The 17,967-nt window shown below is 59.1% G+C and carries 11 protein-coding genes; all 11 read right to left on the minus strand.

Going from position 1 to position 17,967, the window contains the following annotated elements:
• Positions 1-91: 91 nt before the first annotated feature.
• Positions 92-1,930, minus strand: a complete 1,839-nt coding sequence (recD, locus tag V6944_RS20530) for an exodeoxyribonuclease V subunit alpha (protein WP_333500301.1) — start codon at positions 1,928-1,930, stop codon at positions 92-94.
• Positions 1,927-5,466 carry an exodeoxyribonuclease V subunit beta gene (gene recB, locus V6944_RS20535; protein ID WP_333500302.1) on the minus strand — a complete coding sequence of 1,180 codons (3,540 nt, stop codon included), beginning with the start codon at positions 5,464-5,466 and terminating at the stop codon, positions 1,927-1,929. Before recB ends, recD begins: the two co-directional genes overlap by 4 nt.
• Positions 5,463-8,348, minus strand: coding sequence for a pitrilysin (gene ptrA / locus V6944_RS20540; protein WP_333500303.1), 2,886 nt, complete (start codon positions 8,346-8,348; stop codon positions 5,463-5,465). Before ptrA ends, recB begins: the two co-directional genes overlap by 4 nt.
• A gap of 154 nt (positions 8,349-8,502) precedes the next feature.
• Positions 8,503-11,874, minus strand: coding sequence for an exodeoxyribonuclease V subunit gamma (recC, locus tag V6944_RS20545; RefSeq protein ID WP_333500304.1), 3,372 nt, complete (start codon positions 11,872-11,874; stop codon positions 8,503-8,505).
• Positions 11,875-11,886: 12 nt separating this feature from the next.
• On the minus strand, positions 11,887-12,207 hold the full coding sequence (locus tag V6944_RS20550) for a prepilin-type N-terminal cleavage/methylation domain-containing protein (RefSeq protein WP_333500305.1): 321 nt from the start codon (positions 12,205-12,207) through the stop codon (positions 11,887-11,889).
• Positions 12,192-12,596, minus strand: a complete 405-nt coding sequence (locus V6944_RS20555) for a DUF2509 family protein (protein ID WP_333500306.1) — start codon at positions 12,594-12,596, stop codon at positions 12,192-12,194. Before V6944_RS20555 ends, V6944_RS20550 begins: the two co-directional genes overlap by 16 nt.
• Positions 12,593-13,147, minus strand: a complete 555-nt coding sequence (locus V6944_RS20560) for a prepilin peptidase-dependent protein (protein ID WP_333500307.1) — start codon at positions 13,145-13,147, stop codon at positions 12,593-12,595. Before V6944_RS20560 ends, V6944_RS20555 begins: the two co-directional genes overlap by 4 nt.
• Positions 13,141-13,605 (minus strand): prepilin peptidase-dependent protein, encoded by a 465-nt coding sequence (locus V6944_RS20565; protein WP_333500308.1) that lies wholly within the window; start codon positions 13,603-13,605, stop codon positions 13,141-13,143. The genes V6944_RS20560 and V6944_RS20565 overlap by 7 nt, the downstream gene beginning before the upstream one ends.
• A gap of 205 nt (positions 13,606-13,810) precedes the next feature.
• Positions 13,811-14,605: a thymidylate synthase gene (thyA, locus tag V6944_RS20570; protein ID WP_123650647.1), complete on the minus strand. Its 795-nt coding sequence runs from the start codon at positions 14,603-14,605 to the stop codon at positions 13,811-13,813.
• Positions 14,606-14,611: 6 nt separating this feature from the next.
• Positions 14,612-15,484 (minus strand): prolipoprotein diacylglyceryl transferase, encoded by an 873-nt coding sequence (lgt, locus tag V6944_RS20575; protein WP_185667950.1) that lies wholly within the window; start codon positions 15,482-15,484, stop codon positions 14,612-14,614.
• Between the two features lie 233 nt (positions 15,485-15,717).
• A complete protein-coding gene (gene ptsP / locus V6944_RS20580) occupies positions 15,718-17,964 on the minus strand; it encodes a phosphoenolpyruvate--protein phosphotransferase (RefSeq protein WP_333500309.1) in 2,247 nt (748 codons plus the stop codon).
• Positions 17,965-17,967: the final 3 nt, after the last annotated feature.

Genomic DNA, 17,967 nt, shown 5'->3' on the forward strand with positions numbered 1-17,967 from the left:
TAACTGTTACCCATGTATCCGGTCTAAAGTGTTACCTATGTTTCCGGTTTGTACCGACGCTCGCCCGGGCTACACCGAGCACCGTGCCAACCTATTCCATCTCTGCAAAAATCGCCGACAGGCCGCTGCGTCGTTCGGTTCGCGTGGCGATTGCCTGGATAAGCAGGTTTTTATCGGCGTACATCGACAGCCGCGCTTTCGCGCGGGTAATCGCCGTATACACCAGCTCACGACTCACCACCGGGACAATCTGCGTCGGCAGCACCAGCGCGGCGTGGGTGAATTCGGAACCCTGCGATTTATGCACCGTCATCGCCCAGGCGGTGTCGTGCTCCGGCAGACGGCTTGGCTGCACCGATTTAATGGTGCCATCCGGCATCGGGAACCAGACGCGCATGCCGTCACCGCGATCCAGCGCCACGCCGATATCACCGTTAAACAGCCCCAGCGCGCTGTCGTTACGTGCAATCATCACCGGACGGCCTTCATACCAGCGGGAGTGACGCTGCGGCACTATCTGCCGGTGACGCGTCAGCAGCTGTTCAAACTGTTGGTTAAGCCCGCTCACTCCCCACGGCCCTTCTCGCAGCGCGCACAGCAGTTGGTATTCGCCAAACGCCGCCAGCACGACCTCAGGGTCGGCCTGCTCGCGTAACAGTTGAAGATAATGGCCGTAACCCGCTCGCGCATCGTCGAGCATCTCGGCGTAGTCGTCCGTCGAGTGCTGCGGTTTCAGTTCAATATCGCTAAAGCCGCGGGTAAACACGGCGTCGACCTCTTTCTTATCGCCCCGGTTCACCGCGCTGGCAAGCTGGCCGATACCGGAGTCGCTGCCAAAGCGGTAGCTGGTGCGCAGCAGGCAAAGGCTGTCGCGTAACGCCCCTGCCGTCTGGCCGTCACCGGCGGGAACCGTAGCCCCAACCAGGCGGCTAAGCTGCGCGGCGCGCTCTACCGTATAGCCCGCGTTCACCCAGCTACAGATATCGCCGAGCACCGCTCCGGCCTCCACCGACGCCAGCTGGTCGCGGTCGCCGAGAAAGATTACCCGCCCGTGCGGCGGCAGCGCGTCAATCAGCCGCGCCATCATCGGCAGGTCAATCATTGAGGCTTCGTCCACCACCAGCACGTCCAGATGCAGCGGGTTTCCGGCGTGGTAACGCATCTTCTGGCTGGCGGGCTGCGCGCCCAGCAGACGGTGCAGCGTGCTGGCATCGGTTGGCAGCATCGCTTTTTGCGCATCGGTTAAATCGAGTTTTCGCAGCGCCGCACCCAGCGATTCCGTCAGGCGCGCCGCCGCTTTACCGGTTGGCGCAGCAAGGCGAATACGACACTTCTCCGTTCCCGCCATCTGAACCAGCGCCGCCAGTAGTTTAGCAACGGTGGTGGTTTTCCCGGTGCCGGGGCCACCGGAGATAACCGAAATACGGCGCGTCAGCGCCACGGCGGCAGCCACTTTCTGCCAGTCGATCGTATCGCTTACCGGGAACAGCGCGTTGAGCGTTGCTGCAAGCTGGGCTTCATCGACGGCAAACGGCGCGTTGGTTTCGCTAAAGAAACGCGCCACGGTGAGTTCGTTACGCCACATGCGGTTGAGATAAAGCCTGCCACGGCTCAGGATCAGCGGCGACGGGCGTTCTCCACCGCTAACGGCCTCAGAGCTAAGCAAAAGGGTTTCCCACTCCTCCGGCACGTTCGCTTCGGCAAACAGCTGCTGCCAGAGTTCGCGGGCGCGGCCTTTCGGCTGCATAGAGGGGCTGAGATGGGAGAGCGGCAAACAGACGTGCCCTTCCCCGGCGTCGCGGCTCAGCATCGCAGCGGCGAGCATCACCGCCGGATGCTCATCTTTTGCCACCATCAGCGCAAACTGCACGTCGAGCGGGCGCAGCAGCTTCTGCTCGGCGGCTTCCAGTAAACGTTGTTCGAGCGTCATACGTTGCTCTCCTCTCCGGCAAACAGCGCGTCCATTGCCGTTATCAGCGCCGGGTCGGGCCGGGTGGTAAAGATTCCCTGCTGTCCCGCCTCGCCGTCCACGCCGCGCAGGAACAGATAAATCACGCCGCCGAAATGACGCTCATAGTCATAGTCGGCCATGCGATGGCGCAGATAGCGGTGCAGCGCCAGGCTGTAGAGCTGATACTGCAAGTCATAGCGGTGAGACTGCATTGCTTGCGCCATCGCCTCTTGGGTATAGGCTTCGCCGTTTTCACCGAGCCAGTTGGACTTATAATCCAGCAGGTAGTAGCGGCCATCGTGGCGGAACACAAGGTCGATAAAGCCCTTCAGCATGCCGCGCACCTGGCGGAAATCCAGCTCCGGGCAGCCTGCCGACAACGGGTCATAGCGGCGAGTCACCGCGTCCAGCGCACGCGCGTCGAGCGTTTGGCTGATAGGCAGATAAAACTCCATCTCCACCTGTTTTTGCCGCGCGCTAAGCTGATTCAGCGCAATGCCGATATCCGCCAGCGGCGCAGCCAGCACCTGGGTTATCCAGCGGGTCAGCACCGGCTCCCAGGCTTCATCAAAGCCGTTGTTTTGTAGCTTTTCGCGCATCCATTCCGGCGACACCGGCTGGGTGAAGTCGAGGTCTTCAAACAGGCTATGCAGGAAGGTTCCCGGTGAGGCGCCGCGCGGGAAGTGGTGTGGCGTCATCTCCGGCTCAGTTGGGGAGTCCACGGTACCCGAGGCGTCAATATCGATACGCGGTAGCAGGTCCTGCGCCACGCTATGCCCGCGCTGCTGTAAGCCGGAGTAACTGGTAACACGCCAGTCATCAACCACGCGGCGTAGCACCTGACGCGCCGCCAGCTCAGGCATCTCTGATTGGGTCGCCTGCCAGCGAGCGTCGTCCGGCGCGGTGGCCAGCGTCAGGGAGATATGTTCGTCACATACGGCCTGCAGGCAGGCGTGCAGCCCGGAAGCGTCCAGCACTTCACCTTTTTGCAGCAGCCTTCCCGGCGCGCTGTGGTGTAATTCCGTGTCGGTCGGTTTATCGCTGCGCCGGGCAGTTAGCGGGGCGATACCCAGACTGCAATGCCAGATGGCGCGCGTTAAGGCCACATACAGCAGGCGCAGGTCTTCCGCCAGACGCTCGGCCTCTGCCAGCTCCAGGCTCTCGTCGCTTTCGTTGAGATCCAGCACCGCTTTGAAGGATTCACGGTCATGGTAAAACGCCTGTTTCTCTTTACGGAAACGGGCGATAAACGGCAGCCAGACCAGCGGGTACTCCAGCCCTTTTGACTTGTGAATAGTGACTATTTGCACCAGATGTTTATCGCTCTCCAGACGCATCTGCTGACTGGAGGCATTGGTGTCCGGCTCGGCGACCTGCTGGTTAAGCCAGCGCACCAGCGCATGCTCGCTTTCAAGCTGGGTGGCTGCTTCCTGCAGCAGCTCGCTCAAGTGCAGAATGTCGGTTAAGCGTCGCTCGCCGCCGTGGGTCGCCAGCAGATTTTCCGCCATTGACCGTGCGCTCATCAGGGCGCGAATCATCGGCATCACGCCGCGCCGCTGCCAGATAAGACGGTAGTCGCTAAACTCTTCCACCAGCGCATCCCAGGCGTTTTCATCCTGGTTCAGCCGTTCGATATCCTGCGCGTTCAGGCCAAACATCGCCGTCGCCAGCGCGCTACGCAGCGTATTTTCTCGCTCAGGCGTCAGCACCGCCTGAAGTACCCACAGCAGTTCCTGCGCTTCCGGGGTTTCAAACACGCTGTCGCGGTTGGAAAGGTAGACCGACGGGATCGCCAGCGCGTTCAGGGCATCGCGGATTAGCGACGCTTCCTGGCGGTTACGCACCAGCACGGTGATATCCGACGCCTGTACCGGGCGAGCGTTGTCGCCTCGCCACAGCAGCGCTCGGCCCTGCTGGCCGCCGGTCAGCCAGTCGCGAATTTGCGCCGCGCACTGCTGAGCCATAACGTTCTGATAATCCCCCGCGCTGATGCCTTCGCCGGGCATCAGCCGCAGGTTCATCGCCGGCTGATTTTCACCGTCAACCTCAAAGCGCAGCGAGGCGTTTTTGGGTGCGGATTTTACCGGCAGGAACGGAATATCACGGAACATAAAGGGGTTATCAACCAACCCGAACAGGCGGTTGACGCTCTCAACCATGCCCGGTGCAGAGCGCCAGTTGGTGTCGAGGGTATAGTGGGCCGCTACATCGCTGCGCGCGCGCATATAAGTAAAAATATCCGCGCCACGGAAGGCGTAAATCGCCTGTTTCGGGTCACCGATAAGCAGTAGTGCGGTGTCCGGCTGCTGTCGCCAGATACGGCGGAAGATGCGGTACTGCTGCGGGTCGGTGTCCTGGAATTCATCGATCATCGCCACCGGGAATCGCTGACGAATAGCGGCAGCCAGCGCGTCGCCGCTGTCGCTCTCCAGCGCTTCATCAAGGCGGCTGAGCATATCGTCAAAGCCCAGCTCACCGCGTCGGCGTTTTTCGCGGGCAACCGCTTCACGGATCTCTTTCATCGCCTGGGCAATCACCAGATCGTTAAGCGTCAGCGGCGTAGACAATAACTTCTCAATGGCACTGAACAGCGGATGAGTAGGGACTTCACCGCCCGCTTTGGTGCGCTCGGCGAGGAACGCCTGGCTGAATTTTTCCAGTGCGTCGGGCAACTGGTAGTTTTTGCTCTCTTCCTGCGCCCAGGTGCTGATCTTGTCGATCCACTTCCCCTGATTGCCGCGATTGAACTTACGCCGGTCGATGCCGGAATTTTCCAGCAGCGCATCCAGTTCGCCCACGCTCGCCAACCAGTGACGTTTGATCTCGGCGATGTGCGCAAGGATCTTCTGGTGACGTGACGCTAACGTTTCGGCGTCGCCGAGCGGTATCTTAAGCTCCGGCGCTTCACCCTGAAGGTAGCGGTCGATAGATTTGAGCAGGTCCTGCGGCCCTTTCCACGATTCAACGATCACCTGGGCAATCTCGCGATTGAGCGGGTAGCAGTGGCGTCGCCAGAAATCGGCGCAGGCCTGATAGCGGAGCTGGGATTCGTCTTCAATCAGCTGCTGTTCAAACAGCATGCCGGACTCAAAGGCGTTAAGGCTCAGCATGCGCTGACAGAAACCGTGGATGGTAAAGACGGCGGCATCGTCCATCTGACGCTCCGCCAGCAGCAGCACGTTGGCCGCCTGCTGGAGGTCGTCAATTTCCGCCAGCAGGTTGGCATAGAGCGGGTTGTCGGTGGCGTTACGCAGGCAGGCAACGCGCAGTTCGTGAATGTTGCTACGAATACGCCCGCGCAGCTCTTCGGTGGCGGCCTCGGTGAAGGTCACCACCAGCAGCTCTTCGACATTGACGGGCCGAGGAAAAGCGGCTTCGCCACCCAGCCCCAGCAAAAGCCGCAGGTAGAGTGCGGCGATGGTGAAGGTTTTTCCGGTGCCCGCAGAGGCTTCAATCAGGCGCTCGCCGATAAGGGGTAAGCGCAGGGGATCAAGGGACTCGGCGGTTTCGGTCATTCGTCTTCTCGTCGTAAGGGTAAGGTTTGCTGCAACTCAGTAATGCTCTGCCACACTTTCCAGCCTTCAGGGTGCGCGTAGTCGGTTTTACCATTCTGGCTACCGGAGACCTGCGACAGCACCGTCATGCCCTGCGGGGCAACCACCGTCTGGTGGAAGAAGTCGGCCAGTTTTTGCGGCGTTAACAGCTTAATCTGGGCCACTACTTTAGCACGTGAATCAAAGGCCATATTACCGCGATCGAAATCTTTGCTCAGTTGCGAGGCTTCATCGCTCAGCGTTTGCGGCGCCTGCAGCATGTCAGCGACGACCGATTGCTGGATCTGGGCAAACTCTTCTGGCTTCATCGCGCGCAGTTTCTGTTCGGCGGTCGGGAAGAAGGCTTTGAAGCGCTCCCACAGGAACGACGGCTGCTTATCGTTACTTTGCAGCAGGAACCCCATTCCCCACTGACGGCCGACGTTCATCGAGAAGGCAAAGACGGCATAGCCTAACTGTTCTTCGGTGCGCAGCTGCGTGTAGAACCATGGCTGGACGATTTGCGCCAGCATGGCGCTCGCCGCCGAGCTTGAGAACTCATCGACGTTTGGCGGCACAAACACCGCAGCCAGCGCCGAGTCGGTGCTGGCACCTGCTTTCTCAAAGATAACGTTTTGCTGTTTATCGACCAGTACATCTTTGTTGCGACACCATTCGCTGCCGTTGGCACCAAGCTGAGTCTGAATGCTGCGTGCAAGGGTCGTGGACTGGTCGGCGCTCAGGTTGCCAATCACCATAAATTCTGGACGCGCCCCGGCTTTCAGCCGATCGCGGTAGTCCATCACCTCTTTGAGCGTAATCGACGGCAGCAGCGCCTTGCGGTCTTCGCGCTGGAAATAAGGCACCTGCGATACCATCTGCACCGGCATAATCGCCTGTTCGTAGGCTTTGCCTTTATCGGCAGAGTCCATCATCTGCAGGTACCAGGATTTCGCCTGTTCCAGCTGCTCTTCGGTTGGCGTGTAGCTGAAATAGCCCTGCAACAGGGCGTCAAACAGCTGCGGCAGACGCTGGGTGTAGCCGTTGGCGTTGAGCATCAAGCCGTTATTCGCGCCGGTCGAGAAGCTGATCCCGCCGACGGCAGCCTGGTTGCTCAACTGATCGAGCGCAATACCGGCCAGGTAGTCATTCAGCGCAAACATCACCTGGTTACGGGCGCTATCCATCGCTTTCGGATTACGCAGAATCAGCGTGATATCGGCCTTCGGTTCACTGGCAAAATAGCGGCTCGGCATATAGACCAGACGCAGGTTTTGCTCATCAACAATCAGCTCCGGATGCGTGTACTTTTTCTCGCTTTTAATCAGCGTGAAGTCGTCCGGAATATACGGGTTGAGCTGCGGCAGATTCAGCGTAATGCCGCTGGCAGCCTTCTGCCATTTGGCGAAGGTGTCAGCGCTGATTTTATCCACCTGATACGGCGCCTCAACAAAATAGGCCGTCTTGTTATGCGGTTCATTCGGGCTGATATACCAGATGCGCGCGTTCTGCGGTGTCATCATCGCCAGACGATCTTTTATTGCCTGCGGGTCGTACTGGTCGGCAATGTTAACCGCGTCCAGGGTATGCGCGACCGGCACACGAATCATGGTGTCCGCCAGCCATTCGACGTAGCCCATATCACGGGTGATGGACGGGTAACGGAAATCGAGGTTCAGCACGTGCGCCAGCTCGTCAAAGTCGCTTTTGTCGATGCCTTTCTGGCGCAGCATATCAAGATAGCTAAAGATAGCGGCGACCACTTCGTCGCGGTGAGCCAGCCCTTTATCGGTTAAGGTGGCGGAAATCGCCAGCACGCCGCTGTTACCGTTTACCACCGGATCGGAATCAGCGCGAATACCCTCTACCAGCCCCTGCTTTTGCAGCCAGTCGGACAAGGTACCCGGCGTACGGTTGCCGATAAGATAGGTGATCAGTTCGTCGGTTTTGCTGCGAAACTGCGCAGAGTTGTTATCGATGCGGAATTCCACGCGCAGCACTTTACGCGGCAGCGCTGGCACGTAGTGAATGATGATGCCTTTCTGCGCATCGGTGACCACTGGGACGGTGATTTCCGGGCGTTCGATAGATTTGTTCGGCACACGGCCGTAGGTTTGCGCCGCAATCTGCGCCAGCTCAGGCAGCGGTTTGTTGCTGTAAATCACCGCCTTCATCAAGTTCGCAGAGTAGTACTGGTTGCGAAACGCCAGCAGTGCTTCATACACCGGGCTGTCGGGCTTGTCGCTCAGCGTTTCGAGGTTACCGCCAGAGAAGCGCGCGCCGGGGTGAGCCGGGTTGATGGTTTCAGCACTGACCTGCGCCATGCGCATACCGTCGCGGGTACGCGCCATGGTCAGCTCAGCGTTGACAGCGTTACGCTCGCGGTCGGCGTATTTCTTTTCCAGCAGCGGGGCAGCAATGGCGTCCGCCAGGCGGTCTACCGCCCCCTGCAGCGCATCGTTTTCCACTTCCAGATAGAACGCGGTGCGATACGGCGCGGTACTGGCATTGTGGCTGCCGCCGTGCATTTTTAAGAATTCAGCGAGGTTGTCAGGCTGTGGGTAGTTTTTCGAGCCCATCAGCGTCATGTGTTCGAGGAAGTGCGCAAGGCCCGGATGCGAGTCAGGATCTTCCAGCGAGCCGACGGGCACCACCAGCGCCGACAGCGATTTCACCGCCTGCGGATCGGAAACCAGCAGGACGACCATCTTATTGTCGAGCGTAATCGCTTGATACTGACGGGTGTCTTTTTCGCTTTTGCGGATGGTTTCCTGAATCGGTTGCCATCCGGTTTCTGCCTGACCTACGGTCGCCCAAAGGGCGGTGACGAAAACAACAATACTCAACCAGATACTGCGGGGCATTCACGGACCTCACCATTAACAGATACTTCAAAAATCAGCATGCTCGTGCGGGCAGCTCCAGCCTCGGCGTACCGCTTCGTCTGGCTGCCACTCATCAGTCCGTGACACGTGCGCATAGTAAATGAACCGATTAACTTGCGCAATTTTTATACAGTCACGATGACTGGTTGAAGCGGAATACGGGCAGCAGGTACGGTGTTGTTTGCGCGATAATCGCTTCATATTGCGCAGGTTCCAGGGCGCGCCATAAACGCTGATACCAGACGTCAGCCCCTTCGCCGCTGACCACCATATTGCCTTCGTAAGCCTGTAAAAACTTACTGCGTGCTTTCTGCAGTGATTCTTCGTCTTCTAAGATGGCATCATTTTCGGCATCGTAACAGGCTTTTATCCATGCACCGCCGCTCTCCGGCAGGAATAACAACGGCTGGCTCATTCCCTGGCGGTAGCCTGCGACCAGCTGTGACAAATACGCGTTGGCCTCCTCAGCCGCCAGCGGCGGGAAACACCACTCCCCGTCTTTGCGCAGCAGCAGGCGGCTTTCGCCCGTACCACCACTTGCACAGTAGACAAGGTGTTCCAGCCAAAGTTGCATCCCCTGCGAAACGCTAAGCAGCGAAGGACGCCAGCGCAGCAGGCCGTTTTCCTGTACCTGCGGCAGCCAGCCGGTGATATTCACCCCATCACAGTCCAGATCGATCTCCATGCTCTGCCCGCTACGACGATACTCAATCACCCGACTCGCCAGCGCGCTCATCTCCTGGTGCTGCGCTTCCCAGGCAATCTCACCAAACGGGCCGTAGGGCAACTCACCTGCGGCACGATAGCGGCGGAACATCTGGCCAGCATCCTGCTGTTCAATCAGAGTGTTCAGCAACTGTTGGTTAAGCTGGTAGCGCGTTAATCCTTCCAGAGTGAACGGTTCGGTATCGGGAATATCGCTCTCTTCATTACGGAAATTGACCTGCAGGCGCATCTGGAAAAAGGCGCGCACCGGATGTGCCCAGAAGCGCTGAAGCTGTTCGAGCGGCAGCGTGGTTATCGTCAGTGGTTCCAGCGGCTGGATAAAGTCGGCATGCGCTTCGCCCTGCTGGCTTGCTGCCGCCAGCCACTCCTGAGCATAGCTTTGCTGCTCACCGGCTTTGTAGTTGTCGGCATCAAACGGCATGCGCGGGTGCAGATGCATCACGTGACGTTTCACCCGCTGCTCGCTTTCGTCACAGTTGAGCGTTTCATCGCCCTCCAGGCAGTGGCTCTGCCCGATATAGTCCATCAACTCCTGCACCAACACCGACGGGTAGCGTTCACTGTTATCCTGAATGGAGCGGCCGATATAGCTGATATAGAGCGCTTTTTCCGCTGACATCATGGCTTCAAGGAACAGGTAACGGTCATCGTCGCGGCGGCTTCGGTCACCACGTACCGGTTTCTGGCTCATCAGGTCAAAGCCGAGCGGCGCCAATGCGCGTGGGTAAATACCGTCGTTCATGCCCAGCAGACATACCACTTTGAACGGGATCGAACGCATCGGCATCAGCGTACAAATATTGATTGGCCCCGCAAGGAAGCGCTGACTGATGCGTTCCTGATCGAGGCGCTGCGCCAGCTCGTCGCGCAGCAGCGTCAACGGCACCTCTCCGGCGTACTGCGACTGTACGCCCTGCGCGATAATCGCCTGCCACTGCTGCTCTATCAGCGCAAGAGCAGCTTCCGTGTCCTGATCCGGCAGGAAGAAGTCGTTTAGCATCTCTCGACATACCGGCAGCCATTCCTCCAGCGAGCGCGTCTGCGTCAGCACCTGCCGCCAGCGGTTAAGCTGCATCAGCAGCGAGGCCAGGTGCCCCACCAGTTCGGCAATCAGGCCGCTGGACTCATCATACGGCAGCACCTCCTGCCATTCGCCCTGCTCGCTCTCCATCGCGTAGCCCAGCAGCATACGCGTGAGGCCAAAGCGCCAGGTATGCTGCCCGGTAGCCGGTAGGTCCATTTCACGGACGTTATCGTCGTCCATCCCCCAGCGTACGCCAGATTCGCTAACCCACTGACGCAGATGAAGCAGGCCCGCCTCATCAATGTTAAAACGCGCCGCCAGTACAGGCACATCAAGCAGTGCCAGCACGTCTTCGCTGGTAAAGCGGCTATCGGGCAGCGACAGTAGAGTGATAAACGCCTGCATCGCCGGGTGAGCCTGACGGGCGCGACGGTCCGAAATCGCGTATGGCAGATAGCGTTCACCAGTGGCGCTACCGAACACGGCCTGAATAAATGGGCTGTAGCTGTCGATATCCGCCACCATGACGATAATGTCGCGCGGCGTCAGCGTTGGGTCGGCCTCCAGCATCGCCAGCAGGCGGTCGTGCAACACTTCAACTTCGCGCTGCGGACTATGGCAAACGTGGACGGTCAGGCTGCGGTCATCTCGCGCCAGCGGGCGCTTGTTGCCGCTGTGGGCAAACTCTTCGGCGGTGCGACCGGCAACGGCGGCGTTTTTCAGTTCCAGTACATCGTACTGAAGGTTGTGTAACAGGTTGTCGGGGTCGATATCGACAAATGCATCCAGCTCCTGATAGCGCTCAAGCCCCGCCAGCAGGTAGATATAGTCGCGCCCCAGCTTGCCCCAGGAGGCCAGCATCGGGTTGCCGACGTCCTGTTCGCCGTCGTCGTTAAACAGCCCCGGCGCGTGGCTGGCATCCTGGAACAGCGGCAGTTCACGCTGTTCACGGTAGTGGCGACGCTGGCGCGCCATCAACCGCGCCAGGAACGCTGGATCTTTAATATCGCCCCAGTAGTAGCGGCATGGGTTGGTGAACAGCACATAGATATCGACGTGTTTGCCCAGCGCCTGCAGTGCGTGCAGATACACTGGCGGCAGCGCGGAGATGCCGCAGATAAAGACGCGCGCTGGCAAACCAGCGGGCGGCTCGTTGCTCTTTTCCAGGGTGTCGATAAAACGCTGATAGAGGTTAGCACGATGCCACAGCGGCTGGCCCAGGGCGGCGGTGTGCTCAACCAACGCTTTCCACAGCGGTGCTTGCCACACCTGCGCCTCGCCCACGCCGTCGACTAACCTTCCCGCTTCCCACTCCGTCAGCCATTGAGGGCGGTAAACCAGATACTGGTCATAGAGGTCAGCGACGCGAGAGGCCAACTGGAACAGCTTGCGCTTGTCGGCATCGTCAGTCAGATAGTGGCGCAGCGGCGTAAAGGCTTCATCATCCAGCATACCCGGCAGCAGGGTCATCAGCTTCCAGCTCATGCTCTGTTTGTTAAAGGCGCTCTCGCCGGGGATTTCGGGCAACACGCGGGTAAACATGTCCCAGATAAAGCTCGCGGGCAGCGGGAAGTCGATATTCGCGGCAATGCCAAATCGCTGGGACAGCGTCATCTGCAGCCACTGCGCCATCCCGGTACTTTGTACGAGAATCATTTCAGGCTCGAAAGGGTCCGCCAGGCGGTCCTGCTCAACGATGAACTCCATCAATGCTTCCAGCACGTCCAGACGGTTGGAGTGGTAGACCCTTAACATATTCGCTCCTGACTACTGACTGACCGGGCAATGCAGGCGGGACATGCGCCCCTGCTTACCCATTGGGGTGGTAATAGTAGCATTGATGCTGACACAACGTTGTGACGATGTCTGTCCCCGCTGACTCGCCCAGCCCACAGGCAGTGCCAGTGCCTGCTGCTGCGTTTGCCCCCAGGCGTAGCGCCACATCTGACGGTACTGATTAAGCTCAAGACTGCTGGTTGCCAGCACGCGATAATAGCCACCGAGCGCCGTGACAACGCTGACCATCAGGAACATCGCCAGCACCACTTCCGGCAGGCTAAAGCCCCGCGCTTTCAGGGTATCTGGCATCGCGTCACCTCCTTTAACGGGCAAAAATCGCTCCAGCCATGCGCGGAAAAACGGATACTTCCCGCCGCCCAGCGTCCCGATTGCCAGAGCATGAGCGTCTCGTTTTTGGCCACCAGAAGCAGCGTGCCGTCATCAAAGAGACGCAGGCAGACCCGCGTTATATCACCGTGCACCAGGCATTGCGCCCCGGCCTCCGCCGTCCAGCTCTGGACTTTTCCCCACTGCAACGCGGTATGAACCTCCGCGGCGCGCTGAAGCGCGCGACTCTCCGCACTGACGTTAGCGGTCTGCTGCCGCAGCGCCTGGTTCAGCCCTTGCAGCATCAGGCTGCCGGTAACCAGCAGCATCAGCACCATCGCCAGCGACGAAATCCCACGCTGGCGATTCATAGGTTGTACCCCGTCACACCATACTGCGCGCTGGCGGCGACTCCGCCCGTCGTTGTGGCCGATAAGCTAATCAACAGCTCCGGCGGAAACCCGCTGAAGGCCTGGCGCGACACCTGAAAATTCGTGACAGTCGCCGCCGCCGGGTCGGTCATTTTATCCCAGCCGCTGCCGCTACAGGCTTTCGCCCCACGCAGCGTCTCCAGCACACCGGACTTCAGGCGAAAGCCAATGCTATCTGCGCTCTCCGTCGGCGACGCTTCCCAAAGGCCGTTGCTGTTGCCATCCCAGCGGGCAATAACACACTGTCCTTCATCTGCAATCGTCAGCGCTTCGCCCTGGCAGCTATCGCCACCACAGTAGCCTGCGCGCTGAAGATGCTTTGCGACCGTATAGGTGCTTTGCCAGAGATCGTCTTCCAGCGTTTGCTGACGCATTTGCAGGAATATTCCCCGCTGCAGCGCGGGCTGGAAGCGAGAAGCACCCAGCAGTAATACGCTGCTAATCGCCATCGCAATCAGCACTTCCAGTAGCGAAAACCCGCGCATCAGCATGTTCCCCCTTCGCATAGCCGCACTCGCCCCCCGTTTGAGATAACCACCGTCCAGCGACCCACGTCGCTAACCAGCGTTACGTTGCCCGCCCATGCGGTATTCCGCAGGCCAAAAAAGGCCAGGTTAGGCGTGATATGGCTGACGCTCACCTCCTCCCACATCGGGCGAAATACGGCGGGATTACCCGTTGGGCAGCCTGCCAGAACCGCCTCATCGGCCACCACGCACCATCCGCTTTCGTGGCGGTGTAACCGGAAGATACGATCGCGGTTATGCCAGTTGGCATCGCTACGCATCGCCATCAGGTAGCCGCGCAGTTCGCTGGCGGTTTGCCATAGCCGCTGCGACTGCTGCCAGTGATGCCAGCCGTACAGGCCAGTTGCGCTGAGAATAAGCACCAGCGTCAGCGCTACCAGGGTTTCAATGAGGGTATAGCCCCGTTCTCTTTCTCTGTTCATAGCGGGCAGTATGGCGCGCGCGCCAATGGGGTGCGAGGCTGGTATTTGGCTTTTACGAGTCGCCTTCAGGGGAAAATAGTGGTTTACAGCAACGCGGGGGAAAACGTGGAAAGCGCTTCGCAAAACGGCGGCTTACGGCGCCAGAAATACCGTCAACACGCATAAAAAAACGGCACCTAAGTGCCGTTTTTTTATGACCGTGAGATTAAATCGCCACTGGCGCTTTGATCCCCGGGTGCGGGTCGTAGCCTTCAATTTCGAAGTCATCAAAGCGGTAGTCGAAAATAGACTCCGGCTTACGTTTAATCACCAGCTTCGGCAGCGCACGCGGTTCGCGGGTCAGCTGCAGCGCGGTCTGTTCCATGTGGTTGCTGTACAGGTGGGTATCCCCGCCGGTCCAGACAAAATCGCCCACTTCCAGGTCGCACTGCTGCGCCATCATATGCACCAGCAGCGCATAGCTGGCGATGTTGAACGGCAGGCCGAGGAACACGTCGCAGGAGCGTTGGTAGAGCTGACAAGAGAGTTTACCGTCAGCCACGTAGAACTGGAAAAACGCATGGCACGGCGCCAGCGCCATTTTGTCCAGTTCACCGACGTTCCACGCGGAAACGATAATACGGCGCGAGTCCGGATCGTTTTTCAGCTGGTTCATCACGGTGGTGATCTGGTCAATATGGCGACCATCTGGCGTTGGCCAGGCGCGCCACTGTTTGCCGTAAACCGGCCCCAGGTTGCCGTTCTCATCAGCCCATTCATCCCAGATGCTGACGTTGTTTTCGTGCAGGTAGGCAACGTTGGTGTCGCCCTGCAGGAACCACAGCAGTTCGTGGATGATGGAGCGCAAATGGCAGCGCTTGGTCGTCACCAGCGGGAAACCCTCTTGCAGGTTAAAGCGCATCTGGTGGCCGAAAATGGAGACGGTGCCGGTACCGGTACGGTCGTTTTTCTGGGTGCCCTCATCGAGCACCTTCTGCATCAGTTCAAGATACTGTTTCATGCTTCCTCAGGAGATCTGTTGCTGCGGACGGCGAAACGCCCAGACCATCATAATGATACCCGCAAGCACCATCGGAATCGAAAGAATCTGCCCCATGCTGATGTACTGCACCCACTCGCCGGTGAACTGCGCATCCGGCTGGCGGAAGAATTCAGAAATGATACGGAACAGACCGTAGCCAATCAGGAACAGACCGGAGACCGAGCCCGCCGGGCGTGGTTTACGGATAAAGAAGTTCAGGATCAGGAACAGCACCACGCCTTCCAGCGCCAGTTCGTACAACTGGGACGCATGACGCGGCAGCGAGCCGTAGGTATCAAACAGCGTTTGCCATTCCGGGTGAGACGGCAGCAGCGCCAGGTCTTCCGCACGGGAACCTGGGAACAGCATAGTGTAGTGGAAGCTTGGGTCGACGCGGCCCCACAGTTCGCCGTTGATAAAGTTCCCCAGACGACCGCAGCCCAGACCGAACGGGATCAGCGGCGCGATGAAGTCAGAGACCTGGAAGAAGGTACGCTTGGTACGTTTGGCGAAGATAATCATCACCACGATCACGCCAATCAGGCCACCGTGGAAGGACATCCCACCGTCCCAGACGCGGAACAGATAGAGCGGATCCTGCAGGAAGGAGTCAAAGTTGTAGAACATCACGTAGCCGATGCGCCCGCCGAGGAATACCCCGAGGAAGCCCGCATACAGCAGGTTTTCAACTTCGTTTTTGGTCCAGCCGCTGTTTGGGCGATTCGCTCGACGCGTCGCCAGCCACATAGCGAAGATAAAGCCCACAAGGTACATCATGCCGTACCAATGCAGGGAAACCGGTCCGATGGAGAAAATTACCGGATCAAAGTCCGGGAAACGCAGATAACCACTATTCATCTGTCACCACAAATGCTTGTTATTCCGCCGAAAGTGGACAGCGGTAGAGATGCGCGCCGGAAGCTTCAGGCGCTCCAAAGGTGCGAATGATAGCACAGGGGAGATGAGAGATGATGCGGAGAAGATGTAAAAGATATGTATAAACGGGTGCTACGGGAGATCCCGGCGTCGCTTCGCTCGGCCGGGCTACGAGGTGGTGCAGAATGTACATCCGGCAATGTGCGCCGGGCTGCCTACAGGCCGCCGCGAATCAGGCCACCGAGGCCGCGACGTTCCATAAAGGCCGCCACCTGATGACGCACTTCGGTCGCCATCTGCGCCTCAAGACTGCGGCGCGCCAGGGTTTCGGCATCTTCGAGATCGATATTGCGCAGCAGATACTTCACGCGCGGCACCGAGCGACCGTTCATCGACAGATGACGGAAGCCGAGGCCCACCAGAATGGTGACACACATTGGGTCGCCCGCCATTTCGCCGCACAGGCGTAAATCAATGCCGTAGCGCTCCGCTTCCTGGACAATCATCGACAGCACCCGAATCATGCCTGGGTGCAGGCTGTCATACATGCTGGCAACGCGCGTGTTGTTGCGGTCAACCGCCAGCACGTACTGAGTCAGGTCGTTGGTGCCCACCGAGATGAAATCGACGCGGTTTGCCAGATTCGGCAGCATAAAGACCATCGACGGCACTTCCAGCATGATCCCGACACGTGGTTTGGGAATCGCATAGCCGATCATCTCTTCGACTTCGCGTCCGGCGCGGTCGATCAGGCGACGAGCTTCGTCCACCTCTTCAAGATTGGTGATCATCGGTAGCAGAATGCTTAGATTGCCGGTTGCCGCATTGGCGCGCAGCATCGCACGCACCTGGATCAGGAAGATCTCTGGCTGATCGAGCGTGATGCGGATCCCACGCCAGCCAAGGCACGGGTTCTCTTCGCTAATCGGCATGTACGGCAGCTGTTTATCTGCCCCGACGTCGAGCGTACGCAGCGTCACCGGCTTGTCGTTAAACATCTGCAGCATGCCCTGATACTGCGCCACCTGCTCCTCTTCCGACGGGAAGCCGCTTTGCAGCATAAACGGAATTTCGGTGCGATAGAGGCCAATGCCGTCGATGCGACGACCCAGCTTCTGCTCATGTTCCGGGCTTAAACCAGCGTTGAGCATCACCTTCACACGCTCGCCGCTTTTCAGCTCCGCCGGACGTTCAACGTCCCCTTCCGCCAGGCGGCTAAGTTCGTTCTCTTCACTAATAAGGCGCTGGTATTCCTGCACCAGGATCGGTTCGGGATCGACCAGCAGTTCGCCGCGATAGCCGTCCACCACCAGCGTGCGTCCATGAAGGATCGCAGGCTGAATATCCGCCCCCATCACCGTCGGAATGCCCAGCGCACGCACCATGATTGCCGCGTGAGAGTTAGCGGCGCCGTCGCGAACGACCACACCCGCTAAACGATCCTGCGGCACTTCCGCAAGCGTCGCGGCAGAGAGTTCATCAGCCACCAGCACAAACCGCGCGGGCCAGCCGTTAGCCCCCTGTGTGGTGTCATCGAGGTGGAACAGCAAACGCTGCCCGAGCGTGCGTAAATCGCCCGCCCGTTCTTTCAGATAGCCGTCGCTCAGGGCAGCAAACTGTTCGGCGAACTTCTCGATAATTTTTTTCACCGCCCATTCGGCGACCGAGCCTTTATCGACTTCCGCGAACAGTTCGCGGCGCAGGCTGGCGTCAGAGAGCAGGTGTGAATAGAGGTCAAAAATCGCCGCCGTCTCTTTTTGCGCCCCGGCGGCATAGCGTTTGCTGTAGCGACGAAATTCGTTCGCCGCCTCTTCCAGCGCCGCAGTTAAGCGCTCACGCTCAAGGGCGGTATCCAGCGATGAGGCTTCGTAAACCTGCTCCATCAGCGGCAGGGTGGCGTCCATCCAGCCTTCGGCGATCGCCACACCCGGCGAGGCAGGCAGCGCGCGGATGCGTGTCTGACGATACTGACCAAACAGCGCCGTCAGCTGAGATTGAGAGAGGATCGCCGCCATCTGGGTGGCGAGCGTCACCAGAAATGACTCTTCGCTTTCGTCGAACTGACGCAGCTCGCGCTGCTGTACCACCAGTACGCCCAGCAGTTGGCGGCGCTGAATAATCGGCACGCCGAGAAAGGCCCGGAAGCGCTCTTCTTTTACTGAGGGGATATATTTGTAGCTGGGGTGTTTTTGTGCGTCGGCAAGGTTGATGGGTTCAGCCAGTCGGCCAACCAGGCCAACGATGCCTTCATCAAAGGCGAGCGTAATGGTACGACCGCGTGGCTTTTTCAGCCCGCGGGTCGCCATCAGGTAAAAGCAGCGTCGATCGTTGTCGGCAAGATAGACCGAGCAAACCTCCGTCTCCATTGCCTGGCAGACATCGGTAACCAGAATATCCAGCGCCTCGTTCAGACGAGGCGCACTCGCGACCTTCTCAACAATTTCGCGTAAGCGCGTGAGCATAAT

Origin of the sequence: Kluyvera sp. CHPC 1.2972, assembly GCF_036759925.1 — a bacterium.
In the GTDB taxonomy this organism is placed as follows: Bacteria; Pseudomonadota; Gammaproteobacteria; order Enterobacterales; family Enterobacteriaceae; genus Kluyvera.